The organism is Nocardia sp. NPDC004711 (assembly GCF_053601595.1).
Window position 1 is genome coordinate 153734 of sequence record NZ_JBSGCB010000015.1, and the last position, 26177, is coordinate 179910.

Annotated in this window: 22 protein-coding genes; 11 read left to right on the plus strand and 11 right to left on the minus strand. The window is 69.4% G+C overall.

All coding sequences use genetic code 11. The features are described from left to right. Window positions 1-151: 151 nt before the first annotated feature. Window positions 152-604, minus strand: a complete 453-nt coding sequence (gene aroQ / locus ACWEKS_RS17525; RefSeq protein WP_452341040.1) for a type II 3-dehydroquinate dehydratase — start codon at window positions 602-604, stop codon at window positions 152-154. A 12-nt stretch (window positions 605-616) separates the two neighbouring features. After that, window positions 617-1222 carry a hypothetical protein gene (locus ACWEKS_RS17530; RefSeq protein ID WP_452341041.1) on the minus strand — a complete coding sequence of 202 codons (606 nt, stop codon included), beginning with the start codon at window positions 1220-1222 and terminating at the stop codon, window positions 617-619. Window positions 1223-1683: 461 nt separating this feature from the next. Here ACWEKS_RS17530 and ACWEKS_RS17535 point away from each other — a divergent pair, with 461 nt between their 5' ends. Further along, on the plus strand, window positions 1684-3237 hold the full coding sequence (locus ACWEKS_RS17535) for an NTF2-like N-terminal transpeptidase domain-containing protein (protein ID WP_452341042.1): 1554 nt from the start codon (window positions 1684-1686) through the stop codon (window positions 3235-3237). Window positions 3238-3259: 22 nt separating this feature from the next. Here the strand turns inward: ACWEKS_RS17535 and ACWEKS_RS17540 are convergent, their stop codons facing one another. From ACWEKS_RS17540 to ACWEKS_RS17550, 3 genes are all read right to left on the minus strand, one after another. Next, window positions 3260-3643, minus strand: a complete 384-nt coding sequence (locus ACWEKS_RS17540) for a DUF3054 domain-containing protein (RefSeq protein WP_452341043.1) — start codon at window positions 3641-3643, stop codon at window positions 3260-3262. A 79-nt stretch (window positions 3644-3722) separates the two neighbouring features. Next, a complete protein-coding gene (locus tag ACWEKS_RS17545; RefSeq protein ID WP_452341044.1) occupies window positions 3723-4868 on the minus strand; it encodes a lysylphosphatidylglycerol synthase transmembrane domain-containing protein in 1146 nt (381 codons plus the stop codon). Window positions 4869-4872: 4 nt separating this feature from the next. After that, window positions 4873-6390 carry an adenylate/guanylate cyclase domain-containing protein gene (locus tag ACWEKS_RS17550; RefSeq protein ID WP_452341074.1) on the minus strand — a complete coding sequence of 506 codons (1518 nt, stop codon included), beginning with the start codon at window positions 6388-6390 and terminating at the stop codon, window positions 4873-4875. A 352-nt stretch (window positions 6391-6742) separates the two neighbouring features. Between ACWEKS_RS17550 and ACWEKS_RS17555 the strand changes: the two genes are divergently transcribed. The 5 genes from ACWEKS_RS17555 to ACWEKS_RS17575 all read left to right on the plus strand — a co-directional run bounded on the left by ACWEKS_RS17555 (window position 6743) and on the right by ACWEKS_RS17575 (window position 11465). Beyond that, entirely contained in the window at window positions 6743-7939 is a 1197-nt protein-coding gene (locus ACWEKS_RS17555; RefSeq protein WP_452341075.1) for an AI-2E family transporter, read from the plus strand. A 2-nt stretch (window positions 7940-7941) separates the two neighbouring features. Continuing rightward, window positions 7942-9126, plus strand: coding sequence for a MacS family sensor histidine kinase (gene macS / locus ACWEKS_RS17560; protein ID WP_452341045.1), 1185 nt, complete (start codon window positions 7942-7944; stop codon window positions 9124-9126). Window positions 9127-9162: 36 nt separating this feature from the next. Then, window positions 9163-9825 (plus strand): response regulator, encoded by a 663-nt coding sequence (locus ACWEKS_RS17565; protein ID WP_452341046.1) that lies wholly within the window; start codon window positions 9163-9165, stop codon window positions 9823-9825. A 108-nt stretch (window positions 9826-9933) separates the two neighbouring features. Beyond that, a complete protein-coding gene (locus ACWEKS_RS17570) occupies window positions 9934-10575 on the plus strand; it encodes a DUF1707 SHOCT-like domain-containing protein (RefSeq protein WP_452341076.1) in 642 nt (213 codons plus the stop codon). Window positions 10576-10649: 74 nt separating this feature from the next. Next, the gene (locus ACWEKS_RS17575; protein WP_452341047.1) at window positions 10650-11465 is read left to right on the plus strand and encodes an alpha/beta fold hydrolase; all 816 of its coding nucleotides are present in this window, start codon (window positions 10650-10652) and stop codon (window positions 11463-11465) included. A gap of 202 nt (window positions 11466-11667) precedes the next feature. On the opposite strand, the gene ACWEKS_RS17580 is transcribed toward ACWEKS_RS17575, so the two are convergent. Genes ACWEKS_RS17580 through ACWEKS_RS17595 form a run of 4 tightly spaced genes read right to left on the minus strand, consistent with a single transcriptional unit; the run spans window position 11668 to window position 17975 of the window. Beyond that, a complete protein-coding gene (locus ACWEKS_RS17580) occupies window positions 11668-14943 on the minus strand; it encodes an MMPL family transporter (protein ID WP_452341048.1) in 3276 nt (1091 codons plus the stop codon). Next, the gene (locus ACWEKS_RS17585) at window positions 14943-15713 is read right to left on the minus strand and encodes an NYN domain-containing protein (protein WP_364609557.1); all 771 of its coding nucleotides are present in this window, start codon (window positions 15711-15713) and stop codon (window positions 14943-14945) included. The genes ACWEKS_RS17580 and ACWEKS_RS17585 overlap by 1 nt, the downstream gene beginning before the upstream one ends. Continuing rightward, window positions 15710-16543 carry a tRNA (guanosine(46)-N7)-methyltransferase TrmB gene (gene trmB, locus ACWEKS_RS17590; RefSeq protein WP_452341049.1) on the minus strand — a complete coding sequence of 278 codons (834 nt, stop codon included), beginning with the start codon at window positions 16541-16543 and terminating at the stop codon, window positions 15710-15712. The genes ACWEKS_RS17585 and trmB overlap by 4 nt, the downstream gene beginning before the upstream one ends. Window positions 16544-16601: 58 nt before the next feature. After that, entirely contained in the window at window positions 16602-17975 is a 1374-nt protein-coding gene (locus ACWEKS_RS17595; RefSeq protein WP_452341050.1) for a lipase family protein, read from the minus strand. 240 nt (window positions 17976-18215) lie between these two features. Here ACWEKS_RS17595 and ACWEKS_RS17600 point away from each other — a divergent pair, with 240 nt between their 5' ends. From ACWEKS_RS17600 to ACWEKS_RS17610, 3 genes are all read left to right on the plus strand, one after another. Next, on the plus strand, window positions 18216-18884 hold the full coding sequence (locus tag ACWEKS_RS17600) for a GTPase domain-containing protein (protein ID WP_452341051.1): 669 nt from the start codon (window positions 18216-18218) through the stop codon (window positions 18882-18884). 45 nt (window positions 18885-18929) lie between these two features. Next, window positions 18930-20645: a hypothetical protein gene (locus ACWEKS_RS17605; protein WP_452341052.1), complete on the plus strand. Its 1716-nt coding sequence runs from the start codon at window positions 18930-18932 to the stop codon at window positions 20643-20645. A gap of 170 nt (window positions 20646-20815) precedes the next feature. Then, window positions 20816-22642: a phosphoenolpyruvate carboxykinase (GTP) gene (locus tag ACWEKS_RS17610; RefSeq protein WP_452341053.1), complete on the plus strand. Its 1827-nt coding sequence runs from the start codon at window positions 20816-20818 to the stop codon at window positions 22640-22642. Window positions 22643-22853: 211 nt separating this feature from the next. Here ACWEKS_RS17610 and ACWEKS_RS17615 read toward each other — a convergent pair whose 3' ends face one another. Next, the gene (locus tag ACWEKS_RS17615) at window positions 22854-24287 is read right to left on the minus strand and encodes an aldehyde dehydrogenase (RefSeq protein ID WP_452341054.1); all 1434 of its coding nucleotides are present in this window, start codon (window positions 24285-24287) and stop codon (window positions 22854-22856) included. Window positions 24288-24526: 239 nt separating this feature from the next. Here ACWEKS_RS17615 and ACWEKS_RS17620 point away from each other — a divergent pair, with 239 nt between their 5' ends. Further along, entirely contained in the window at window positions 24527-24730 is a 204-nt protein-coding gene (locus ACWEKS_RS17620; RefSeq protein ID WP_452341055.1) for a hypothetical protein, read from the plus strand. Window positions 24731-24933: 203 nt separating this feature from the next. After that, the gene (locus tag ACWEKS_RS17625; RefSeq protein ID WP_354841217.1) at window positions 24934-25236 is read left to right on the plus strand and encodes a hypothetical protein; all 303 of its coding nucleotides are present in this window, start codon (window positions 24934-24936) and stop codon (window positions 25234-25236) included. On the opposite strand, the gene ACWEKS_RS17630 is transcribed toward ACWEKS_RS17625, so the two are convergent. Next, window positions 25198-26025, minus strand: a complete 828-nt coding sequence (locus ACWEKS_RS17630) for a class I SAM-dependent methyltransferase (protein WP_452341056.1) — start codon at window positions 26023-26025, stop codon at window positions 25198-25200. The genes ACWEKS_RS17625 and ACWEKS_RS17630 overlap by 39 nt on opposite strands. Window positions 26026-26177: the final 152 nt, after the last annotated feature.

Consider the following 26177-nt stretch of genomic DNA (forward strand, 5'->3'; position numbering starts at 1 on the left):
CCCGGCTCGCAGCGAGCCGGGCCCTCTTTCGCGACGCGACAATTGATTTCGTGAGATGCGGGTAACTCGCCGGGTACGTCCGGACTCGGTTCGGCTCCCAACCGCCGGCACGCGCGCCCAACGGCGAACGGCTCTCGGCCGTGCGGTGAAGTTACGGGGAGGCGGGGAAGCGGCGGATCAAGAATTCGATCGCCGCGGCATAACCCTGGATGCCCATCCCCGCGATCACCGCGGTGGCGACGGGGGAGACGTAGGAGTGATGCCGGAACTCCTCGCGGGCATGCACGTTGCTGATGTGCACCTCCACGATCGGCACCTCCGGAATCACCAGCGCGTCGCGCAGCGCCACCGAGGTGTGGGTGAACCCGCCCGGATTGATGACGATGCCCGCCTCCACCCCGCGCGCGGCGTGGATCCGGTCGATCAGCGCGCCTTCGTGATTGGACTGGAACGCCACGATCTCCCGGTCGAACCGCGCCGCGGTCTTGCGGCACAGCTCGACCACGTCGTCGAGGGTGTCGGCCCCGTACACCTCGGGCTGGCGGGTGCCGAGCATGTTCAGGTTCGGGCCGTTGAGCACCAGGATCGGACCGGAAGCAGCCATGCGCCCACTGTATTAGAGGCCGCTCGGTCCCTCCGTGCGCAGGTCGTCGACTTTGCGCATGGCCGTGCGCAGTTCCGCGAGCCACTCCTCGGCGTGCTTGCCGGCCAGCTTGACCGTCCAGGCCAGCGCGTCGGAGCGGGAGCGGGCCACGCCGGCGTCGACGAGGGTGTCGAGCACCTTGCGCTCGGGCTGGCGCAACCGGGTCATGACCGGAACGGCCAGGTGGGTGAACATGATTCGCTCGCCGTCCACCAGCACGCCCCAGGCGACATTGCGGCCGTAGCGGGCCTGGGCCTCCTGGGCGATCTGCATGCGGGCGGGGCGGGTGGTCTCCCGGAAGCGGGCGATGATGCCCTCGCGGGTGGCCTGCGGGACGGCGGCCGGTGCCGCGTCCTCGGCGGGAGCGGCGTCGCCCGGGGCGGGTTCGGCTGGGGGGAGGGGGAGTTCGCCGAGGACGACGATTTCGTCGCGATCGACTTCGAGGGTTGCTGGACCGGTGAACCAGTCGGCTGGCAATCTTCCAGCGAACCAGGCGGGAGCGTCCGAGGCGTCCGGAAGGTCGGCCTGCTGCCAGCCGCCGGTGCGCCCGAAAACGTGTCCACGATGTCCGTGTCTCATGTTGGTCACACTCACTTACTGCAGGGAGTTGTAATGCTGATTACAACGTTACGGCGTTTCAGCGAGTGTGGGTTCTGCTCTGGGAGAACGATCTTCGGCGGCATCGCCGAGGCCGGCCCGCAACGCTGTCACCAGTAAGAACCGAACGGTCTGCCGAGTCTCGAATACGCCAGGGGATGTAACCGACCAGTGATCATGTAAGTGGTCACTGCTGACCGATTTCGGCACTATGGTGGTGCTCGATGCAAGTGCGCCTGGTGGGATGGTGAAGCCGCGGGCGTTCACCGCGCGGTACCGTGGACCTGTTGCTGATGTGGCCAGAGTGAAGAGTGGGCGATATGGATGTGTGGGGATCCCGCCGCTTCCGGGTACGGGGTGCAATCGCACTCGCGGGTGTGGCAGCCGTTGCGATCGCGATGGGGTCATGTGGTTTTCGGGAGCGGTCGACGGGTGCGGAGGCGGTGGTCGAACAGTTCACCACGCTGATCGACAAGAAGGACTATGACGGGGCGTCGCGGCTGACCTCCTACCCGGCGGGTGCTTCGGCAACGCTGAAGCAAGTCTTCGAGGGACTCGACCCGGGCAAGCCCGACTACCACGTAACCCAGTTCACCGGACTGAACGGTACGACCGGACTCTTCTCCATGACCGGCGCCTGGAACTTCGGCGACAAGCGGGACTGGAAATACGACCTGCAGGGCACCGTGCGCAAACTCAGTGTGGGCTGGCGTATCTCGTGGGATCCGGCCATGGTCATGCCGCAGCTGGACGCCAAGCGCAGCGCCAAGCTGGTGCGCACCTTCGCCACTCCCTCACCGCGGGTGAACGACATCGTCGGCCAGCCGCTCATGACCGAGCAGACCATCAATGTGGTCCAGCTGGACCCGGCCAAGATCACCGACCCGGTCGCCTCCACCAACGCGCTGGCCGCCGCCATCGCCCCGGTCGCGCCGCTCATCGACGGACCGTCGCTGATGCAGCAGCTCGCGGCCTCCCAGGGCAAACCCTTCGTCGCGGTCAATCTGCGCGACGGCGACTTCGCCATCCTCGAGCCGCGCATGGCCCCGATCCCGGGCGTGGTGCTGCTGAAGCAGCCCAAGCTCATTTCCGCGGACCGCCGGGTCTGGTCGCCCATGCTCGACGCGCTCACCAAGGTGTGGCAGGACGATCGCGACGCGCACTCCGGCTGGGGCGTGCAATTGTTCGAGCCCGACGGCAGTTTCGTCACCCAGCTGGCCGGCGAGCAGGGCCCGCCCGGACCCGACATTCCGGCGACCATGGACCAGCGCCTGCAGCGTGCCGCCGAGGACGCCGCGGTGAGCACCGGCTCGCCCACCTCCATCGTGGCCATCCAGCCCTCCAGCGGGGCCCTGGTCGCGGTGGCGCAGAACAGTCAGGCCAGCGAGCACGGCAATATCGCCTTCACCGGGCAGTACCCGGTCGGTGGCATGATCGAGCTGTTCAAGAACGTCGCTGCGGTGACCAAACACAAAGCGCCGCAGGATGTCTCGGTCGGCGACGCGGCGGACGCGGCTAGCCTGCTCGGCATCGGCATCGACTTCAAGGTGCCCGGCCTCGACGAGACCACCGGCCGGCTGCCCACCGGCAAGAACGCCGCCGAGAACGTGGGCCGCGGCAATGCCGCCGACTCGCTGCTGGCCAGTCCGTGGGGCATGGCCATCGCGGCGGCCGCCATCGCCAAGGGCCAGGTGCCCAAGCCGATGATCACCATCGGCCAGCCCGCCACCACCGAGGCCGACCTGGCCGCACTGCCCGGCGAAGCCACCGGCCGGCTGCGCGGCATGCTGCACGACGGAGTCGGCGCACCGGAGATGGCCAGCCTCAACAGGTATCGCGATGTGCAGGCCTACGGGGCTACCACCGGCAACAACGCCTGGCTCATCGCCACCATGGGAGACCTGGCCTTCGCCATCCACATCGACGATCCGGACAGCGGAGATCTCACCGCGCGGGTGGCGGCGCGCCTGCTGCAGTCGCTGGCCTCGCCCGACTAGCGAGAGCGCGGTACCCGCGACGTCAACGGGAGCGCAGCACCTGCACGGCGGCGCGCCAGCCGATCAGGAACAGGGCCAGGAAGGTCGCGGCCACCAGGAAGAAGCTGACGGCGAGGCCCTGACCGGACACGGCACGTAGCAGCATGCCGCCGACCAGGGTGCTCAGCCACACGATCACGCCGGTCGGCCACACCGCACGGCCGTCGAACTGCCGTACCGCGCTCGCCCCTTCCCGGCCCGCCGCCACCGCCAGCGCGATCGCCCAGCCCAGCAGCAACCCCGTGCCGAACGGCCAGACGGTGCGCAGCAGACCCGCGCCGATCGCCTCGTCGTGACTGCGCCGCCCGATCGCGCAGAACACGACCACGAGGGCGACATCGACGACGAGGGGCACGAGTTTCTTCACGCGGCACAGGGTATCGGGCGTCCCGGGAGCGCCTGTGCAGGGACACTCCACTCTGGCCGGTCACGCCCGAGCGGGTCGGTCAGGCCGACGCCGCGTCCGGATCGGCCGGCGGATTGGGCCGGCGCCGGTCGGTGACCAGCGAATTGCCGCGCTCCTCGAATTCCTTCTCGAGCTCGGCGTCGTCGGCCTGCGGCTTGCGGTACAGGAAGAGGAAGACGATCCAGCCGACGATCGCCACCAGGATGAAGCTGATCAGCCGGTAGAGGAACGCCGCCGCCACAGCCTGCGCGGCGGGCAGCCCGGCCGCCGCGGTCAGCGAGTAGATGAGGGTGGCGTCCACATAGACGATGCCGCCCGGCGCCAAAGGGATGGTGCCCACGGCCTTTCCGGCCGCGAAGGCCAGCATGAGCCCGGCCCAGTGCGGATCCGCGCCCACCGCGTAGCAGGCGAAACCCAGGCAGGCCACATCGGCCAACCGGTGCACGAGCGCCCAGACCACCACCCACGCGCCATCCCGTTTGCCCAGATCCACCGACTCCAGCTGGGTCAGGATCTCGGCCACCTTCTCCATGCCGGAGTCGGCGGGCTTGCGCCGAATCCGATTGACCAGGTGCAGGATTCGCTGCGCCAGCGCCTGCACCCCGCCGGGGTGGCGGGAGACGTAGTTGAAGGTCCAGATCAGCAGGGCGACGGTGCCCAGCGTCAGGATCACCTTGCCGGGGCCGACCCGGTCCCCGGACAGCACCGCGCCGAAGAGGCCGAGCAGCGTCAGCCCGGCCGCCGCGATCACGCCCGACATCACCAGCTGCCAGGACGCCACGATCGGGCTGGCGCCCCAGCGCCGGGTCTGCCGGTAGGTGAAGGCCGCCGAGAACACCTGGCCCGCGGGCAGCGTCAGCGACATGCCGGTGGAGCCGTACACCACCGACACCGATTTCCGCTGGCTCACCTCGACGCCACCGGCGTGCAGCAGCTGTTTCTGGATGCGGCCGAAGCCACTCATGGAAAACGCTGCCATGACGATGCAGGCCGCTACCCATCCCCAGTGGATTTCGGTGAGGTTCTTCCAGGATTCGTGCAGGCGCGGATATAGATATATGCCTTCGGAAATCAGCAACGCCGCCAGCGCGGCGCCGAGAACCCATTTGGCCCACCAGAACCTGCCACGGTGCGAGTCATCCGCGGGCGGCGCAGGATCGCCGGCCAGCTCACCATGGGCCGTCACGCCGTCAGCCTAACGAACTCGCCGCCGCCTCGTCTGCAGCAGCCGGGTCGATGCTTTCCCGCGGCCAGGCCAGCCGGGTTTTCCGGCGGCGCCCGCGCAGTTGCACCTCTTCGCCGGTCTGCCAATGCCGCTGCTCGTTCTCATCGGCGAAAAACAGTGCGCTCGACGAGGTCAGGACGCGTTCCGGGCGGTCCTTGGCGAGTTCGGTCAGGCGCGACGCCTCGTTCACCGGATCACCGATCACGGTGTATTCGAAACGATTTGCGCCACCGATATTCCCGGCCACCGCCAGCCCCGCGGAGACGCCGATTCCGATATCCAGCCCGGCCACCTCGCGCAGGGCTTCGCGCAGCTCACGGGCCGCGGCGAGGGCCGCGGTCGGTGCGTCGGGGCGGTCCAGCGGGGCGCCGAAGATGGCCAGCGCGGCATCGCCCATGAATTTGTTGATGAGCCCGTGGTTGCGGTCGATGACATCCACCACCACGCGGAAGAACTCGTTGAGCAGGCTGACCACTTCGGTCGGCGGGCGTTCCGCGGCGGTCGCGGTCGAACCGACCATATCCACGAACAACACCGCCACGAATCGGGTTTCACCACCGAGTTCGGTGCCGTACTCGAGCGCCCGGCGCGCCACGTCCTCACCGACATGCTGACCGAACAATTCCTGCAGTTCCCGGCGTTTGGCGGCCTCACCCATCATTCGGTTGAAGCCAACCTGCAGCAGCCCGATTTCCGAACCGTCGAAAACTTCCACCTGCACATCCCGCGCACCCTCCTGCACGCGGTCGATGGCCTGGCTGAGCTGGCGAATCGGATCGGAAATGGAAGAGCCGGTGAGCATGGAAAGTGCCAGCGCCTGCATGATCACCACACCGCACAACAGCAGAATCGAGACGGCCAGCGACTGCGCGGAAAACTGGACGCGAGAAGAAATCTGGGTGACGCACAGCAGCACGATGGCAATCGTCGGCGCGAAGGTGCCCATGCCCCAGGTCATGGCCATCCGGGTGCCGACGCCCGCGGTCAGGGTGTGGTCGAAGGCCCCCGTGGTCAGCGCCTCGGCCGCGACCGGCCGCAGGATCCGCTCGCCCAGCATGTAGGTGAAGCCGAAAACGATGGTGGCGGCCATACATTCGGTCACGATCACCGCCGCGGCCAGCTCGGGGGTCCGCACGATGATGACCGAGGCCAGCACGCCACCGCCGACCAGCCACAGCACCAGATGCACGATGGCCTGCCGCAGCGGGGCGTGCAGCGCCGCCATCTGCTCCTGCCGCGACGGCGGCCCGCCGCGCATCTGCCACCGCATGACCGGCCGCAGCATGAGTGCCGACGCGGTCACGCTCAGGAGCCCGCCGATCACGAAGACCAGGCCCGGGATCAGCAGCCCGGTCTGCCGGGTCGCGCTGGTCCCGCCCTCCGGAACCGGCAGCCCGTACTGGATGAAGGCCCACACCAGGACAGCGCCGAAGGCGTTGGCCGCCAGCATCGAAGCCAAGTACAGCGGCCAGCGGGTATGCATGGTCTGTTTGACCGCTTCGAGGGGCGCTGACACGATCACCAAGCTACCCCGCCTCCCCGAATCTTCAGCGCACGGCTGAGAGCCGTTGACCGATGGGGACGCGTGCCGGCGGCTGGGAGCCGAACCAACTTCGGCGGTAACCCGACGAGTTACCCCTGGCGCAACGAGATCAGGCGTCACGTTACCGATCGAATGAAAGACCGTCATGTCGGCCGGGGCTCTTGCCCACGCTGGTTTTGCCGCCGCCGTAATGCGGACACGAACCAGTAGGCTCGCTGAGGTGAGCGAGGTGCAGGCAGGGTCCGGCAGATCGAGCGAGTCCGGCGGGGTGCGCCGGCACGACGCGGCGGCGGTGCACCCCATCGTGCGGCAGACCGCCGAGTGGTGCTGGCGGTTGCTGATCATCTTCGCGGCGGTGCTCGCGGTGGCCTATCTGGCGCGGCGGCTCTCGACGGTCACCATTCCGATTTCCATCGCACTGCTGGGCGCGGCGCTGATGGCGCCGCTGGTCAATTGGATGCAGCGGTTCGGGGTGCCGCGGGCGATCGGGGTGTTCGTGGCGCTGGTCGGGGCGCTCGGTCTGCTCGCCGGAATCATGACCTTCGTCGTCGAGCAGTTCGTCTCGGGTGTGCCGCAGCTGACGGACGAGTTCAAGACCTCCGTGCACCAGGTGCAGGACTGGCTGATCAACGGTCCGCTGCACCTGAGCAACGACCAGATCCGCAATGCGGGCGACACTATCGTCAAAACCGTCGAGTCGAACAAGGACGCGCTGACCAGCGGGGCCCTCACCACCGCCACGGTCATCGGTGAATTCTTCACCGGCACGTTCCTGACCCTGTTCATCCTCATCTTCTTCCTCTACGGCGGCGACCAGATCTGGGAGTTCGTGACCCGGATCGTCCCGACCCGGCACCGGGCGAAGGTGCGTCAGGCCGGGCGGCTGGGCTTCGGCACCCTGACCGGCTTCGTGCGGGCCACCGTCATGGTGGCGGCGGTGGACGCCATCGGTATCGGCGCGGGCCTGGCCATTCTCAATGTGCCGCTGGCGCTTCCGCTGGCCTCGCTGGTCTTCATCGGCGCGTTCATCCCGATCGTGGGTTCGTTCATCGCCGGTTCGGTGGCGGTCTTCATCGCGCTCATGACCAAGGGCCTCGTCACCGCGCTCATCGTGCTGGGCATCACGGTGGCGGTCATGCAGCTGGAAGGCCATGTGCTGCAACCGCTGCTGATGGGCCGCGCGGTCCGTATCCATCCGCTGGCCGTGGTGCTCGCCATCGCGGCGGGCGTGGTGCTGGCGGGTCTCGCGGGCGGTCTGCTCGCGGTGCCGTTCGTGGCGGTGCTCAATACCGCCCTGCGCTCGCTGCTGGCCGACTCGCCCGACGAGCTCTACCAGGAGCTGCACACCGGCGATCCGAGCAAACCCATGTTCAGCGCCGAACCCGATACTCCCGACCCGGACCGCTACAAGGTGCCGGTACCCGTGGCCGAGGACGACCACGAGACGCCCCCGAAGCCCGCGGGCGGCAGCGGGGACGCCGGGGACTGACGGTGACCCGGGGGCAGGCGGAGCCCGATCCCGCCTGGGCGGCCACCGCGCCGCTGTGGCGGGCGGTGCAGGCGTTCCGGCTGGTCACCCTGCTGTACGCGGTGGGCCAGCAGATCGCCTCGGTGTCGTACTACAGCAATCAGCGGTTGAGCTGGGCGCTGATCGCCGTGATGGCGGTGTGGTCGGGTATCTCGGCGGTGCTGTTGTCGCAGTGGCGGATCCGGCACGAGCCGCGGGTGCGCACGGCCGTGGTGGTCGGCGACCATCTCGTGGTCATCGCCCTGATCTTCGCGACCCGGCTGGTCGCGCCCTACGACTGGTATCACCACCATCAGACCCTGCCCACCACGCTCTGGGCCGCCAATGCCGTTGTCTCCGCGGCGATTCTGTGGGGACCGTTCGGCGGCATCTGCTCGGGTCTGCTCATCTCCGCCGCCGTCATCACCGCACGGGCGCAATGGGACTTCGATGTGTGGCGTGATGCGACGCTGCCCGTCCTGATCTCGGTGGGCCTCGCGCTGGGCCTGGCCTCCGATACCGCCCGCCGCGCGCACGCGCAGCTGCAGCGCGCCGTCCGGCTCACCGCCGCCGCCCAGGAACGCGAACGCCTGGCCCGCGAGGTGCACGACGGAGTCCTGCAGGTACTCAGCTACATCAAGCGCCGCGGCAATGAAATCGGCGGCCCGACAGCCGAACTGGCGCAGCGCGCGGGCGAGCAGGAGGTGGCGCTGCGGGTGCTCATCTCCGAACAGGGCGATCGCACCGACGCCGGGGGCGCGGAGGACGATCTGCGGCCGCTGCTCACCGCACAGGCCACCCCGTCCGTGTTCGTCTCCACCCCCGGTCATCCGGTGCCGCTGGGCCACTGGGCGGCGCGCGAGGTCGCCGCCGCCGTGGCGGCCGCCCTCGCCAATGTGGTCCAGCACGCCGGTCCGGGCGCGAAAGCGTATGTGCTGCTGGAGGATACCGGCGACGAGCTCATCGTGAGCGTGCGCGACGACGGCCCCGGCATTCCGCCCGGCCGGCTCGCCGAGGCCGAAGGGCAAGGGCGCATGGGTGTTTCGCGGTCCATCGTCGGGCGCATCGCGGCCCTCGGCGGCACCGCGCAGCTGCTGTGCGAGGCGGCGCCCGCCGACGGTGAGGGCGCGGAATGGGAGTTCCGCGTGCCCCTGGAACCGCGACGCTGAGAGTCTCGAACGGCCACAATGAGATCGGAGGCGGACATGACCGAATCGGATGCCGGAATCACGGTGATGGTGGTGGACGACCACCCGATCTGGCGGGACGGGGTCGCCCGCGATCTGGCCGAGGCCGGATTCGACGTGGTCGCCACCGCCGACGGCGTGCGCGCCGCCGGGGCCCGCGCGAGCGCCGTGCAACCGGCGGTCGTGCTCATGGACATGCAGCTCCCCGACGGCAACGGCGCCGCCGCCACCGCCGAGGTGCTGCGGGTCTCCCCGCGCACCCGGGTGCTGGTGCTGTCGGCCTCCGCCGAACGCGACGACGTGCTCGACGCCATCAAGGCCGGCGCCACCGGCTACCTGGTCAAGAGCGCCTCGGCCACCGAACTGCTGGACGCCGTCCGCGCCACCGCGGCGGGACAGGCCGTCTTCACCCCGGGCCTGGCCGGTCTCGTGCTGGGCGAGTTCCGCCGGATCGCCGGCACCCCCGCCGAACGCGACGAACCGCACCGCCCCGCCCTCACCGATCGCGAGACCGAGGTGCTGCGCATGGTGGCGAAGGGCTTGTCCGCCAGGCAGATCGCCACCCGGCTCGGGCTCAGTCACCGCACCGTGGAGAACCACGTGCAGTCCACGCTGCGCAAACTGCAGCTCGGCAATCGCGTCGAGCTGACCCGCTACGCCATCGAGCAGGGCCTCGAGTAGGGGGACGGTTCAGGGATTGCCCTGATGCGGTGGCGGCCCCGTGCTGGCTAGCCTCGAAGCATGGGAGGTCCTGAAGCGGTTTCCGCGATCGTGACCGGCAACGCCGTGATCGGCGACCGGGATCTGCGGGTATCCGATGTCGAACGCGAACATGTCGGCCGGCTGCTGCAGCGTGCGGTCGGGCTGGGCATGCTGTCGCTGGGGGAATTCACCGAGCGCATGGACACCGCGCTCGCGGCCAAGACCCGCGGCGAACTCAATGCGGTGCTGATCGATCTGCCGGGCGTCCGGCTGGTCGGGCAGCCCGCCCCCGCCGGGCAGCATTTCGTGCAGCCGCCGCCCCGGTACGCGACCGCGCACCGGATGCCACCGGCCGTGCCCTCCAATGTGATTCGCGCGCGGCTGTCGGGCGTGGAGCGCAAGGGCGCCTGGCACGTCCCGCCGGCGCTGGCGATCAACAGCATGCTGGGCAGCGTGCGCCTGGACTTCACCCAGGCCGTCATGTCCACCCAGGTGGTGGAGATCCACGTGAACGACACCTGCAGTTCGATCGAACTGATCGTGCCGGCCGAGGCCACCGTGGACCTCAATGCCATCGACCTGATCGGCTCCAGCGCCAACACCAAGGTGCGCACCGGCCCGCCCATCGGGCCGCTGCACCTGGTCGTGCACGGCACGCTGCGGTTCAGCTCGGTCACCGCCAAGCACCCGTTCGGCACCAACTGGAAGCGATTCCTCAACGGTGCGTGACCGCCGGGCCCGAGGCCGCAGTGCCGCGGAATCGAGCGCGGCGGCGGGCGGATCCGGGCGGTAGGGTCACGCACATGGTGGAAGGTGTCGCGATTCCGGAGGCAGTGCATCGATCCGGCGGCGGCGAGCCGCTGCTCCTGCTGCACGGTGTCCTGCTCACCTGGCAGTCCTGGGGCGCGGTGCTCGACGAGCTGGCCACCGGCCACACCGTGCTCGCCCCCACCCTCCCCGGCCACTGGGGCGGACCCGAGGCCGCCCGGCCCGCCACCGTGGCCGCCCTGGCCGACCACTGTGAGCGCCTGCTCGACGAATCCGGTTGGGACACCGCGCATATCGCGGGCAATTCGCTGGGTGGCTGGATCGCGCTGGAACTCGCCGCCCGCGGCCGCGCCCGATCCTGCACCGCCATCGCCCCCGCGGGCCTGTGGCGCACGCCCGCCGCCGCCGATTCGCTGCTGCGCAAGTTCCGGGCCTTCGGCCCGCTCATCGGCCTGGGGCCCGACCGCCGGCCGAGCATGCCCTCGCTGCTGCGCAGCCTGCTGCTCCCGCTGCTCGCCGATCGTCCCGCCCTGGTGCCGAATCCGCTGGCCAAGGCGATGACCGCGGCCATCACCGAATGCGCCATCGTCGATGACCTGGCCGAAGATCCGGATCTCCCAACGGGTTTCACCCGGCTGGGCGAACTGGACGTACCCACCAGCATCCTGCTGCCCGACCGCGATCGCGTGCTGCCGCCCCACGTCTACGCCCCGCTTACCCCCGGCCGGATCATCGATGTGCGCGCCCTGCCCGATCTCGGCCACGTCCCCATGCTCGAGGCCCCGGATCTGATCACAGCCGAGATCCGCGCCACCATCGCCCGCGCCGCGACGCCCGCCCACCCCGCCTGACCGGCTCGGCGGGTCTCCACCGCCGAATCGGGGAGCAATCGCCCGCCGCCCGGGTGCCGCGATCCCCCCATACCCCAGCTGCGATTTCACCCGGTGCTTTCGCCGGCCTTCGCCGACATGGACTCTGGCGCTCGTCTCGCGTGGCCGCTGAAAAAGGAAGGCCCGGCCGAGGATTCGGCCGGGCCTTCCTGATGTCCGGGTATCAGTCGTGGTTCTGGCGGCGGAGCAGTTCGTTGACGCTCACCGTGCGTCCGTCGCCGCCCCGATGCTTGGCGTCCTCGTCCGGATTCTCGGCGGGCGGGCGACGCCGTGAGGAGCGCAGATCCGACATCCACTGCTCGATGCTGCTGCGGCCGGGGCCGTCCTGCGGCGCATCCTGGGCGGCGTGGTGCGTCGGATGCTGTTCCTCGGCAGCGGTTTCCGCGAGCTGTTCGGTGGGCTCGCTCTGCTCCGGCTCCGGCGGGTGCGGCTGGTACAGCTGCGCTCGGGTCGCCGGATGCGGCGGGATCTTCGGCGTCGGCGGCGGCAGCACCCGCTCCGAACCGACCACCGGTGCGGGCGGCTGCGAATCCGCGGGCGCGGCAGCCGCTCCCGGCTGCGAGATCGACGGCATCGGGTTCACGGGGGCGACCGGCGGGGCCACGGCCTCGGGCGTCCGCTGCGGCAGCCCGCTACCGGCATTCGCGGATCCCCGTGCGGGAGAGGCGAAGTCGCCGATGGGGTGCGGGGCCATCGGGCCGCGCGCCGCGCCCGGACCGGTGGGGTTGGCGCCCAGACCGGTGCGGCCGGAACCGAGATCGGTGGTCGGCGCGTCCTCTGCGGCCGCGCTGACGCGCCGCGGGGCGAGCGGCGGGGTGACCTCCGCCGGTGCGGCGGTGCCGATTTCACTGACCGGCGTGGGCGACGCGGGGGCGGGTTCACCGATGCCGACAGGCTTGGCGAAGGCCGGGGCCGAGGTCGTCGACGGGGTGACCCCGTGGCCGGGACGCATGGCGGCGGACGGGAATCCCGGCGCGCGCTTGGTCTCCGGGGCAGCCGCGGAGCTGTCGGCGGGCCGCGCGGGCTCGGGGGTCTGCGGGGACTCGGTGCGCTGGGCGGGCTCCGCGGGCTGGACGGGCTCGGCGGGCTGGGCCCGCTCGACCTTGTCGATGCGCTGGGTCGGGGCCTCGCTGTCCACATCGACGGTGCGGGCCGGGCGCGGCTTGCGCGACCGCGCCGGGGCGGCGGTGCCGTCGGACAGGATCGGGATCTGCATGGTGACCGGGTCGGTGATCGGGGTGGTCTTCACCAGGTCGACCACCTCGCCGCCGCCGGGCCGCTCATCGTCGAGGATGGGCTCGCCCAGGCCGATCTTCTGCTGGATCTTCTTCATCCACTTGGGCGCCCACCAGCAGTCGTCGCCGAGCAGTTTCATGGTGGCCGGCACCAGCAGCATGCGCAGCACGGTCGCGTCGATGAACAGCGCCGACACCATGCCGTAGGCGATGTACTGCATCATCACCAGGTCGGAGAACGCGAACGCGCCGGTGACCACCAGCAGGATGAGCGCGGCGGCGGTGATGATGCGGCCGGTCTGCGCGGTGCCCGCGCGCACCGCCTCCGTGGTGCTCGCCCCCTGGGTCCGGGACTCGACCATGCGGGAGAGCAGGAACACCTCGTAATCGATGGATAGGCCGTAGACCACGGAGATGATCAGCACCAGCACCGGCGACATGATCGGCTGCGGGGTGAAGTTCAGCAGGCCCGCGCCGTGGCCGTCGATGAAGATCCAGGTCAGGATGCCGAGCGTGGAACCCAGGCCGAGCGCGCTCATGAGCGCGGCCTTGATGGGCAGCACCAGCGAGCCGAAGGTGAGGAACATCAGGATGGTGGTCACCAGCACCACCAGCGCGATCATCAGCGGCATGCGATCGACCAGCTGATCGATGCTGTCCTGCATCATTACCGGGGTTCCGCTGACCATCACCTCGGCGCCGTCCGGGACGTCGATCGCCCGCAGGTCGTCGATGGTCTCGGTGATGTCGCTGCCCTTTTCGAGCGGCCGCGAGGTCGTCCACACATTGGAGCCGTTGGGCGGCGTCTGCGGGAGCGAGAACGTGGTCTTGGGCTGCAGTCCGCGGGCCTGGTTGGCCTCGTTGAGGATGGTGCCGATGTCCTTCGGGTTATCGGTGAGGATGACCAGCTGGACCGGGTCGGCCTTGCGTAGCGGGAAGGTCTCGTCGAAGTGCTGCTGCGCCAGGCGGGTCGGATTGTCCGGCGGCAGATAGGTTTCGCTGATACCGCCGAACTGCAGGTTCTTCACCGGGATGATCAGCAGCAGCAGGCCGATGGTCAGCGGGATGGCGACCTTGAGCGGGTGCTTCATCACCCAGGCGGTGAGTTTGCCCCAGAAACCGTTCTCGATCTGCTCGGCGGTCTTGGTCTTGCGGAACCGCTTGAGCCCCAGCGCATCCACGCGCGGACCCAGAATGGACAGCAGCGCGGGCAGGATGGTGACCGCGGACACCGCGGCCAGTGCGACCGTCGCGATGGTGCCGTAGGCCACCGACTTGAGGAAGCCCTGTGGGAACAGCAGCATGCCGGCGCTGGCCGCGATGATCATCGTGGCGGAGAACAACACGGTGCGGCCCGAGGTCACGACCGTGCGCCGCACCGCCGCCTTGGTGTCGTAACCGTCGGCCACCTCCTCGCGGAAGCGGCTCACGATGAACAGGCCGTAGTCGATCGCCAGGCCCAGGCCGATCATCGAGACTACCGGGGAGACAAACGAATTCACCTCGGTGAACTTGGTGATCGCCATGACGATGCCGTTCGCGCCGAGCACCGTGAGACCACCGATGATGAGCGGCAGGGCCGCCGCCACGATGCCGCCGAAGATGAAGAACAGCAGGATGGCCACCACCGGAATGGCGATGATCTCCATGCGCTTCTGGTCCTGCGCCATGGTGTCGTTCAGCGTGCCCGCGACCGGCTGCAGACCGGCGACCTCGACCTTGACGTCCGGAATGTAGAAGGCGTCCTTCACCTTCCGGTAGTTCCGCACCATGTCGGTGTCGTTGTCGCCCTTGATGGCGACGGAGGCGAAGGCGTGCTTGCGGTCCTGGCTGGCGGCCTGGGCCAGCTGCTGGCCGGTGCTGGTCTTCCACGGCGAGCCGTTGACCTGACTGATCTCCGGGTGCTTCACCGGCAGGTTGTTCAGGTTGTCGATGATCTTCTGATTCCACGCGGGATCATCGATGGTGCTGCCGTCCGGCGCGGTGTACAGCACCACCACGTCGCTGTTGTGATCGCGTCCGTACACCTGGTCCTTCAGGACCGCGGCCTGAGAGGACTGGGAGTTCGGGTCGAACCATCCGCTGGAGCTGAGATGGTCCTCCAGCCCGAATCCGAAGGCTCCGAGCGAGAGCATTGCAGCCACGACAACACCGAGCACGGTGTAGCGCAGCTTGTAGACCAGGTCGCCCCAGCGGGTGAACACTAAGCGACTCCTTGAGCGGGGCGGGAGGTGAGCAGGGCCGACAGCGGCCGGAACGGCTGCAGCCACGCACCCTCGTCGGGCAGCGAGTCGAGGCTGACCCGGGGCAGCGGTTCACGGAACACGCCCGGGATGTCCTCGAGGTCGATGAACTCGAGAATATCCGACGTGACCGCCCAACTCGCGTGCTCGCGGAAACCCAGCACCTGAACAGGCACGCCGGAGCCGGCGATCTCCTCGAGCGGGGCGCGGAACGCCTGCCCGTCGGCGGAGGCCACCATGATCCCGGCCAGACCCGCGCCGCGACGGCGTAGCTCGATGTGGGAGAGCATGTCGCTGTCCACATCGGAGTCTTCGTCGATCTTGGGTTTGGCGAAGACGGCGTAGCCGACATTGCGCAGCGCCTCGACCCAGGGGCGCACGACATCGGCGGTGCCGGGGGCGATATTGGTGAAGACCGTGGCCTCGGGTTCGACCCGGGTGGTGCTGCCCACCGACAGTTCCGCGGTGCGGGCCAGCAGCCAGCGGCCCAGCGCGTCGAAGCGCGGGCGATAGGCGGCGGTCGGGCGTCCGCCGAGGATGGCGCCCAGGCCCATGTCGAGGTTCGGCGCATCCCAGACCAATAGGACGCGGCGCACATCGGTGGCGGTGCCGCCCAGGGCGACCCCGGCGTTGCCGTGGAGCCCTGTGGTGCCCGATAGTTCGGTCGAATCGGTGCCGTGCATTATTCCGGCAACTTCCGACACACCGTGGGCCATCTCACTGACGCTCATGATTCGATCTTCCCCCAGATGAACTCGGTGATGGCGCTACCCGCGCGGAGTCCTTTGTTTTCGAACTTGGTAATCGGGCGTTCGAAACCAATCGGTGCTTTGTTCCGGTAGGCCTCGGGATCCCCTCCGGTCGGCTCGTTCATGCCGATGAGCTGGGGTTCCGCATTTCCGTACAGGCCGATCCACTCGGCGTAGTCCGCATGGTCGGTCGCCACATGCAACACGCCGCCCGGAATCAGCCGACTTGCGATGAGTGCGAAGGCTTCCGGCTGCAACAGCCGCCGCTTGTGGTGGCGCGCCTTCGGCCACGGGTCCGGGAAGAACACGCGCACCCCGGTCAGCGATTCCGGAGCAATCATATTTTCCAGGACATCCACGGCATCGCCGCGCAGCAGCCGGAGGTTGTCGATGCCCTCGCGCTCGACGCGCTGCACCAGCTGGGCCAGACCCGGCTTGTAGACCTCGATGCCGATCAGGTTGAACTGCGGCTCGGCCTGCGCCATGGCCGCGGTGGCGGTGCCGGTGCCACAGCCGATCTCGATGATCAGCGGCGCCGAGCGCCCGAACCAGGCGTCGGCGTCCAGCTTTTCGTCGGAGACGTCCTTGCCGATCACCGGCCACACCCGATCCCAGGCGTCCTGACGCGCGGGCGATACCGCGCCGCGGCGGGCGCGGAAGCTGGTGACCCGGGGGTAGAGGCGGTTGCCCGCGGGCCGATCCGGCCGGCCGATGGCGGCTTCCGAGTGATCGGCGTCACCGTTGGGCTGGGCGGGCCGCGGCCCGGGAACTGGCTCGGCAGTGTGGTTCGCGGCGTCGTTCACGGCGTCCATTGTCCAGTACCGGATAGTTCGCGCAGCAATCGACCACGGTTGCGGCGACCGCGATCACTCAGGCTGCCAGGCCCGAGACCTCGCCGGACGCCGGTGTGGCGGCCGGGCGCAGCGGCAGTCCGAGGGTGACTCGCATTGCGGTAGTTGCCATTTCCACCATGCCGCGCCAATGTGCCGGGGACAGCGCTACCGACCAGACGGTCTTGGTTGTGGGTTCGGTAAGAATCTTCCCGGCCAGCCGATCGGCCAGCCAGTCCAGGCTCATCGGGGTCGCCAGCGGCAGCAGTGAGAAATGCTCGCTGAGGCGATCGCGGACATACCAGACCGCCGCGCCGCCCGCCCGGTACCGCTCGACCTGACCGTCGATCCCCGCGGCATCGATGACCTGGTCGTGCACCGGCTGCACCACCAGCACCGGGCACGCGGGCGTGCGATTGCCCAGGCGCAGCTCGTCGAACATGTCCTCGAGATCCGGCAGGATCTCCGCCAGCGGACGCCGCAGATAGTCGTCCATGCGGCGGCCCACCAGCAGCGGCAGCACCGCGATCGGGCCCAGGGAACGGGCGCGGTCCAGCAGGCGACGGCCCTCGGGGGTGAAGTCGCGGCGCACCACCTCGGCCAGCGCCGGGTAGACCTGCTGCAGCGCGGCGATCACGATCGCCGGAAAGCCCGCGAACAGGCCGCCGTTCAGGTTCAGGAACACGTGGCGGGGATCACCGACCGGCGCGCCCAGCACCGCCCCGACGATATTCAGCTCGGGCGCGTACTCGGGAGCCATCTCCACCAGCCACGAACTGGCCATGCCGCCACCGGAATAGCCCCACACGGCGACCCTGGTGTCCGCGCGCAGACCCAGCGGCGCGAAACGCAGTGCGGCGCGGACACCGTCGAGACCGCGGTAGCCGGGCTCGCGCGCCACGCCGAAATTCCCGTGCGGCCCTTCATGATCGGCGATGCTGACCGCCCAGCCGCGGCGCAGCGCGTTCGCGACCAGCAGCCATTCGAGCTGGGTGATGGAGCCGGGGGACAGGGCGCCGCGCTGCAGCGCGTAGGACGGGGCGCAGCGGTCGGTCACGGCGTCCATGGCGGTCTGGAACGCCAGCAGCGGGCGCTCCGCATCCGGTTCGGCGCCCTCGGGCAGCAGCACGGTGGTGACCGCGACCTCGGGCCGGCCGTGCAGATCCTGGCTGCGGTACAGCAGCTGCCAGGCCGTCACGTGTTGCGGCACCAGGCCGAACAGCGCGATGTCGACCGGGCGGCTGCGCAGCATCGTGCCCGCCGCGTGGCGGGCGAACCCGCGCGGCGGATGGAAGAAGGGGTCCCGGCCCGGTGGCAGCGGGCGGCTGCTCGGCTGCCCGGCCGCTGCCGGTCGTAGTGTCCCTTTCGGGCCCGGTGTCCCGGATGATTCGATGACGTCCGCATTGACGGTCATCGCCACCTCCCCTCGTCGCGCCCGGCCGTGGACCGAGAGGGATCGCCGCAGCCGTGCATCGGCCCTGATGCCGACCGAATCGCCAGAGTAGGGCAATCGCAGGTGTCTGTGAAGAGCGGTTGCGCCGAATTGTGCGGGCGCACAGAAGGACCCGGACCGGTCTGCTTCCTCACCGCCTGACCTGCGTGTTTGTGATCCGAAATGCCCACGTGCCCAGGGGCTTCCGGCTAGGCTGCCCGCGTGCCGGTCGGGCGATCTCCGCGCATCCAGGTGACGGGCCGGGCCCGTGCGGGCAAAACCACCCTGCGACATGCACTGTCGCTGCTCACCGCGGAAGAAACCCGGCCGGTCGACCAGCCCGGGCAACCGGACCCCGCACTCGACGCGGATCTCATCCTCTATGTTCTCCCCGGCCTGGCCGGCCACGCCGACCGCCGCCTGCTCGCCACCGTCCACCCGGACCGCGCCCTTGTGGTACTCAACAAGGCCGATGCCATCGGCGCCCGGTGGCCCGACGCCGCCGTGGCGGCCGCCGACCTCAGCGCCGAACTCGGTCTGCCCGTCTTCCCGGTGGTCGCGTCCCTCGCCGCGCGCACCCGCTCGGGCACCCTCACCGACGGCGACCTCCGGACTCTCCACCGCCATCGCGACCGCCCCGACCCACCCCTCACCCTCTCGCACGACCTCTTCACCGCTGCCGACCTCGCCCCCGACCTGGAATCCCGCCGAGCCCTGCTGGACCGCTGGGATCTCTTCGGCGTCTCCTGCGCCCTCGCAGCCCTGCGCCGCCACCCCGCCCTGCCCCCGCAGCTGCTACTGCAGATCCTCCACTGCGCCAGCGGAATAGACTCCCTCTTCCACGAACTCCACCGCCGCTACGAGGCCGTCGCCGCTGCCCTCGGCGATTGATTCGCCCGGGGCCAAGCCGAATACGCCGCCGGATACGAATCAGCGGTGTTGATCCCCGAACCCCGCCCCGCTGACTCGCCGCCGCTGCACGGGCTCGAACTGCCGCCGTTGCAGCGGCCGGCCCCGGCCGATGCGGACCGGTCCGTCCGGGGCGGTGCACCCGTCGCCGAACCTCCCGTATCGCCGGCCGAGCTGCCCGCGGCGGTGGAAGCCGTTGTCATGCGCTGGAATCCGCACGGTCTGGCCCTGCTGCGGGCGATTGTCCCGGAGCCGCGGGCCGGAGTCACCGCGATCGCGCTCCTCAGCGGCGACGAGTCGCACGCGGCGGCATTGCGGGTCGAGTTGGCTCGGTTCCAGCCGCGTATCGACCTCATCGTCGTCACAGCGGCCGGAGCCGGCACCGCGGACGCCGATCCGGCGTCCGCGACCGGCGCGGGACCCGGGGCGCGCCCGTGTCCGGTCGCGCTCGTCGTGCTCGACGCCGGGGCGCTGATCGGCGGCGAAATGCTGGCGCGGGTGCGGGCGCTGCGGGCGGACGGGACGCGGATCGTGTTCGCGCTGGATGGGATTCACGCGCATCGGCAGTGGCGGGAGGTGTGGAAGCTGGATGTCGAGCTGCTGGCGAAGGCCGGGGGCGAGAGCGGGGCGGAGATCGTGCCGGTGTCGGCGCGGATGGCGGCGGTGGCGCGGGCGGCGGGGGATCCGGCGCTGCTGGACCGGTCGGGGGTGGGGCTGTTGCACGCGCGGCTGGTGGCGGCGGCGGGGGCGGGAGCGGTGGCGGATCAGGTGGAGATCGTGCGGGAGCGGGTGGTGGCCGAGACGCGGCGGCGGATCCGGGCGCAGCTCGGGAAGTTGCGGGACGGCGGGGATGTGGCGGGACTGCGGGAGGAGCGGGCGCGGCTGCTGGCGGTGAGTGACGGCGGGCGGGGCTCGGCCATGACGATCGTGCGGAATCGGCTGCAGTTGGCGCGAGTAGATCTGTTGCACGAGGTCGGAGCCAGAATCCGGGCGCTGCACGGGGAGCTGCGGGCCGAAATCGAACGCCTGCCGCGCCGCGCACACGCCGAATTTCCGCGGCATGTGAGCGATTCTGTGGAAAAACTCACACAGGAGATGGATCGCTCGATTCGCTCCCGGATCGGCGAATTGTGTCGTCAGGTCGAAGAATCCGTCGCGGAGGAATGGCATATATCTTTTCCGGCACCCGCGGAACGGGTGTCGAGGGCGGTTCCCACGCCGGGCCCGCGGCTGCGAGGTGCCGAGGACCACCTGGTGATCGCGCTCGGCGCCTCGGCCGGCTTCGGACTGGGCCGGCTGGTGGTGGCGCCGCTGGCCCTGCTGCAGGCCTTCGACTTCGCGATCGTGCCGGTCAGTCTGCTCCTCGGTGCCGCCGCCGCGGGCTGGGTGGTGCGCGCCCGCCGGCACCTCGCCGATGGCGCTCACCTGCGGCAATGGGCGGCGGACACGCTGGTCGACGCCCGCGCGCAGCTGGAACAGCGGGTCGCCACGGCCCTGGTCGACGCCGAGGAACAGCTCACCGACGAGGTGCACGGCAGTGCCACCGCGCGCATGGTGGAAACCGATCTGCGGGTCGGTGAATTGGAGGCGCAATTGCGGCAGGCGGCGCAGCGGCGCCCCGCTTTACTGCTGGCATGCGACCGTGACCTGGCCGCACTTGAATTCGCTCAGCGGCTGGTCGGAGGTTTCGACCCGGTACCGAGTGGACAACCCGATTCCGTACACCCCGATATATGGCGTTAACCTCTATGGCAGGAACCAGGGCATCCGTTGCGTTCTTGTACGCGCGTCCAGCCGGTACGGGCAAGCGGCGAGAACCAGCGGGAGCCCTGCCGCAATTGGTGGCACTCGGTGTCGCGAGCCGTGGTCCTCGGCTCGATGACCTCGGGGCCGCCCATCTCAGGAGAGTTTTCATGACCTCAGCGACCATTCCTGGTCTTCACGATGGCACCGCGCCCACCGAGCACAAGGAACTGCTTGCCTGGGTACAGGAGGTCGCAGAACTCACCCAGCCCGACCGCGTGGTCTGGTCGGACGGTTCCGACGAGGAGTGGGACGCCCTCACCACCAAGCTGGTCGAGGCGGGCACCTTCAAGAAGCTGAACGAGAGCAAGAAGCCCAACTCGTTCCTCGCCCTCTCCGACCCCTCCGACGTCGCCCGCGTCGAATCCCGCACCTACATCTGCTCGAAGACCGAGGCCGACGCCGGTCCGACCAACAACTGGGTCGACCCGGCCGAGATGCGCGCCACCATGACCGAGCTGTACCGCGGCTCCATGAAAGGCCGCACCATGTACGTGGTGCCCTTCTGCATGGGCCCGCTGGGCGCCGCGGACCCGAAGCTGGGCGTCGAGATCACCGACTCCGAGTACGTCGTGGTGTCGATGCGCGTGATGACCCGCGCCGGCAAGGCCGCCCTGGAGAAGCTCGGCGCCGACCGGCCGTTCGTGAAGGCGCTGCACTCGCTGGGCGCGCCGCTGGCCGAGGGCCAGGCCGACGTGCCGTGGCCGTGCAACGACACCAAGTACATCACCCACTTCCCCGAGGACCGCGAAATCTGGTCCTACGGTTCGGGTTACGGCGGCAACGCGCTGCTGGGCAAGAAGTGCTACTCGCTGCGCATCGCCTCGGCCATGGCGCACGACGAGGGCTGGCTGGCCGAGCACATGCTCATCCTCAAGCTGATCTCGCCGGAGAACAAGGCGTACTACGTGGCCGCCGCGTTCCCGTCGGCCTGCGGTAAGACCAACCTCGCCATGATCCAGCCGACCATTCCGGGCTGGCGCGCCGAGACCCTCGGTGACGACATCGCGTGGATGCGCTTCGGCGAGGACGGGCAGCTCTACGCCGTCAACCCGGAGTTCGGCTTCTTCGGCGTCGCGCCCGGCACCAACCACTCCTCCAACCCCAACGCGATGGCCACCATCGACGCGGGCAACACCGTCTACACCAACGTCGCGCTCACCGACGACGGCGACGTGTGGTGGGAGGGCCTGGAGGGCCAGCCCGATCACCTGATCGACTGGAAGGGCAACGACTGGTACGAGCGCGAGTCGGAAACCCTGGCCGCGCACCCGAACTCGCGCTACTGCACCCCGATGTCGCAGTGCCCGACCCTGGCCCCCGAATGGGACGACCCGCAGGGCGTGCCGATCTCGGCCATCCTCTTCGGCGGCCGCCGCAAGACCACCGTCCCGCTGGTGACCGAGTCCTTCGACTGGCAGCACGGCGTGTTCATGGGCGCCACCCTGTCCTCGGAGCAGACCGCCGCCGCCGAGGGCAAGGTCGGCACCGTGCGCCGCGACCCGATGGCCATGATCCCGTTCATGGGCTACCACGTGGGTGACTACATCGGCCACTGGATCAACCTCGGCAAGAACGCCGACGCCCAGAAGCTGCCGAAGATCTTCTACGTCAACTGGTTCCGCCGCGGCGAGGACGGCCGCTTCCTGTGGCCCGGCTTCGGCGAGAACTCCCGCGTGCTGGAGTGGATCGTCAACCGCATCGAGGGCACAGCGGAGGCCGAGGCCACCCCGATCGGCAATGTCCCCACGGCCGCCAACCTCGACCTCGAGGGCCTGGACGTGAACACCGCCGACGTCGACGAGGCGCTCGCGGTCAACGTCGAGGAGTGGAAGCGGGAGATCCCGCTGATCGAGGAGTGGTTCGAGTTCATCGGCGACAAGCTGCCCTCCGGCATCCGCGACGAGTTCGAGGCCCTGAAGCAGCGCTTGGGCTAGCCCGCCTCCCCGGGACTTCAGCGGGCGGCCTGGGAGCCGCCCGCTGACCTGTACCCGTGCCGGCGGTCGGGTGCCAACCCGATTTCGGGGGTACCCCAGGAGTTACCCTCGCCTCGCGAAATCAGTTGCACCAGACCGAAAGCCAACAAGAAGGGCTCGTCCGCGCCACTCCGGTGCGGACGAGCCCTTCTTCGCGTTTTACGAGCGTGGATCAGCTGCCCATCGGCATGAGCAGGGACTTCTGCTCGCAGTAGGCGTCGAGGCCCTCGGGGCCGTTCTCGCGGCCGATGCCGGAGGTCTTGTAGCCGCCGAAGGGGGCGCAGGGGTCGAAGGCGTACCAGTTGATGGCGTAGGTGCCGGTGCGGACCTTGGCCGCGATGGCGGCGCCGTGCTCGATGTCGGTGGTCCAGACCGAGCCGGCGAGGCCGTAGTCGCTGTCGTTGGCGATGGCGACGGCCTCCTCCTCGGTGTCGTAGGGCAGGACCGAGAGGACCGGGCCGAAGATCTCCTCGCGGGCGATGGTCATGGCATTGGTGACGTCGGCGAAGACGGTGGGGCGGACGTACCAGCCGGGGAGGTCGGCGGGGCGGTCGCCGCCCAGGATCAGGCGCGCGCCCTCGTCCTGGCCCTTGGCGATGTAGCCCTCGACGCGCTCGCGCTGCTTCTCCGAGATGAGCGGGCCCAGTTGGGCATTGGGGTCGTCGGGCAGGCCGACCGGGAGCAGGCCCACGGAAGCGGTAAGGGCGTCGAGGATTTCGTCGTAGCGGCCGCGCGGGGCGAGGATGCGGGTCTGGGCCACGCAGGCCTGGCCGCTGTTCATCAGGCCCGCGAAGGCGAGCTTGGGCATGTCGGCAATGTCCATGTCGGGCAACAGGATCGCGGCGGACTTGCCGCCCAGTTCCAGCGAGCAGCGCTTGAGCTGGCTGCCCGCGATGGCGGCGATCTTGCGGCCGACCGCGGTACTGCCGGTGAAGGTGACCTTGTCCACGCCCGGGTGGGAGACCAGGTATTCGGCGGCGTCGGCCTCGGCGGGCAGCACCGACAGCACGCCCTCGGGCAGCCCGGCCTCGGCGAAGATGTCGGCGAGCAGGTTGGCGGCCAGCGGGGTGAGCGGCGCGGGCTTGAGGACGACGCTGCAGCCGGCCAGCAGGGCGGGCGCGAGCTTGTTGACGGCCAGGAAGAGCGGGACATTCCAGGCGATCACGGCGGCGACCACGCCGACCGGTTCGCGAGAGACCCGGGTGGTGCCGAACAGGCCGGTGCGAGATTCGGTCCAGGGGAAGGACTTTCCGAGTCCGGCGTAGAAGTCGAGGGTGGCGCGGGCGGGGACGTAGTTGAGGGTGCTCGCGGCCAGGGTGGGCGTGCCCATCTCGGCGGAGAGGGCGGCGGCGAGGTCGCCGGCCTTCTGATCGAGCAGGGCGACGACGCGGGTCAGCAGGGCGGCGCGCTCCTCCGGCGGGGTGGCCGGCCAGGGTCCGCTGTCGAAGGCCCGGCGGGCCGCGGCGACCGCGGCGTCGACGTCGGCGCGGGTGACGACGGGCACGCTGCCGACGGTTTCCAGGGTTGCGGGCGAGACGACGGGCAGGGTGTCGGCGCCGGCCGGCGCGGTCCAGCGGCCACCGATGAACAGACTCTGGTACTCCATGAGAACACGTTACAGTTTTGCGCTCGGCGCTGTCCCCGGCATGTGGGGCAAATGTCCCGCTGACCGGGACCTTCTTTGAAATGGGACTCCTCGGTTTCTAAGCCGCCCGGTCAGCGGCGCGGCGAAACCTGATTCGGATTCGGGGTTGCCCGGACGTGGCCTATGCTCGGTCCAGTACGCCTTTCTCCACCATTCTGGTCGGTTGCTATCTATTAGCTCTTCGAAAGGTAGATCCCCGCATGTCCGATGTGCGCCTTGTCGATTTCCTGCTCGCCGAGCTCTCCGATGTCGACTCACCGGGTATCAGCACTCCCATGCAGCGGGCTGCCGGTCAGTTGCAGCGGGTGCTGCCGCCGGGGTGGCAGGTCGAGGTGGTGGAGGCCACCTATCCGACGGTCCGGAAGGGGCAACCCGTCTTTCGACTCCTGCTGCCCGAGGACTGATCCGCTCCGGATATGCAGGACTGCAAGCCCTTCCGCATCCTTGCGGCAAACTGGTAGCAGTCCGCAATATCGAATTCCGACCTGTTGGTTGGCTTTTCACCGAACGCACTATTGCATTCGGCAGCCGTAGCGAGCATGCTTTATAGCTACCGTGGATAGCTCGCTCGATTCATGAACCGTTACCGCACAGGGGAGTCCGAGTCATGGCGGTGCAAGTGGTCGGCAGATCGCTGATGACCAGTGATCTCACGCCGCATCAGGCGAAAAGCGTCGGCGCAGGCGGTTGGGTGGTGTCCTTCCTGCCGGGCCGGACCCTGACCACCGAGCAAGCCGCCGCCGCGTTACAGGCGGCCGAAGCGGTTGCCACCGTGAATGCGCTCGCCGGTCAGGTCGGCCTGACCGCCTTGGAGACGGTCGGGTTGGCTACCCAGGAGTCACCGTGGGGCGAACCCGAACCCTGCACCGGCCTACGCCGGATCTGGCGGCGCGGATTCTCCATACGCTGACCGCGGCCGCTTGGTCGCCACCACCACCAGGTTGCTGACCAGCAGCTCCCGCAGTACCGGGACGTGCACCATCCACCAGGCCCAGCGCGGGTGATAGCGCGGGAACACCGCGAGAATCCCGATGTCGTCCGGAGTTTCGCGCGCCCACCGCACGCCCTCGACCGCCCGCACCGCGAACAGCGAACGCCCGAAACGGTTCTTGGGCTCCCGCCCGTGCTTGCGCCGATACCGCCGCGCCGCGTACTCCCCGCCCAGGTAATGCCACGGCCCGGTCTCGTGGCCACCGAACGGCCCGTGCCACACCGTGTACGAAAAGACCATGAGGCCACCGGGTTTGGTGACCCGCAGCATCTCCGCGGCCATCACCCACGGCTGCGGCACGTGCTCGGCCACATTCGAGGAGATGCAGACCTCCACCGCGTCATCGCGGAACGGCAGCGCCATCCCCGACCCGCGCACCGAGCCCGCGACCCGCAAACCGGCCGCGTGCATCTCCGACGGATCCGGCTCCACCGGCAGATAGCGGGCCCCCGCCCGGCCGAACTCTTCCGCGAAATAGCCCGGACCGCCGCCCACATCCAGCACGATCGTCCCGCGCAGCGACTTCCCGGTCAGATCCCGGTAGAAGTCCGACACCAGATCGGCGGTATCGGCCGCCACCCCGCCGTAGAACACGGCCGGATCGGTCTGCTCGAACCGGAAACTGCTCAGCAGCCGTAGCGACCGGCGCAGCGTCGCCCGGCGGGCGAATCGCGGGCGGCGCGGTCTGGTCTGATCGGCTCGAAGCACGGCGGCAAGTTTCGCACAGCCGCGCACCGGCCCGGACACCCGCTCGCAACCTCGCACCCCGGCATCGATTCGCGGCACGCGCAGGTCGGATGACCGCTGCTGGCCCGGAACGGGCGGGCGGGCTATATGGTGGAGCCCATTGTCTGCCTGTC

Coding starts and splice junctions, on each gene's coding strand:
- ACWEKS_RS17610 (WP_452341053.1), top strand. CDS start 20,816: ATGACCTCAGCGACCATTCCTGGTCTTCACGATGGCACCGCGCCCACC.
- ACWEKS_RS17550 (WP_452341074.1), bottom strand. CDS start 6,390: ATGCATACCCGCTGGCCGCTGTACTTGGCTTCGATGCTGGCGGCCAAC.
- trmB (WP_452341049.1), bottom strand. CDS start 16,543: ATGGACGCCGTGAACGACGCCGCGAACCACACTGCCGAGCCAGTTCCC.
- ACWEKS_RS17585 (WP_364609557.1), bottom strand. CDS start 15,713: ATGAGCGTCAGTGAGATGGCCCACGGTGTGTCGGAAGTTGCCGGAATA.
- ACWEKS_RS17595 (WP_452341050.1), bottom strand. CDS start 17,975: ATGACCGTCAATGCGGACGTCATCGAATCATCCGGGACACCGGGCCCG.
- aroQ (WP_452341040.1), bottom strand. CDS start 604: ATGGCTGCTTCCGGTCCGATCCTGGTGCTCAACGGCCCGAACCTGAAC.
- ACWEKS_RS17575 (WP_452341047.1), top strand. CDS start 10,650: ATGGTGGAAGGTGTCGCGATTCCGGAGGCAGTGCATCGATCCGGCGGC.
- ACWEKS_RS17625 (WP_354841217.1), top strand. CDS start 24,934: ATGGCGGTGCAAGTGGTCGGCAGATCGCTGATGACCAGTGATCTCACG.
- ACWEKS_RS17620 (WP_452341055.1), top strand. CDS start 24,527: ATGTCCGATGTGCGCCTTGTCGATTTCCTGCTCGCCGAGCTCTCCGAT.
- ACWEKS_RS17565 (WP_452341046.1), top strand. CDS start 9,163: ATGACCGAATCGGATGCCGGAATCACGGTGATGGTGGTGGACGACCAC.
- ACWEKS_RS17530 (WP_452341041.1), bottom strand. CDS start 1,222: ATGAGACACGGACATCGTGGACACGTTTTCGGGCGCACCGGCGGCTGG.
- ACWEKS_RS17615 (WP_452341054.1), bottom strand. CDS start 24,287: ATGGAGTACCAGAGTCTGTTCATCGGTGGCCGCTGGACCGCGCCGGCC.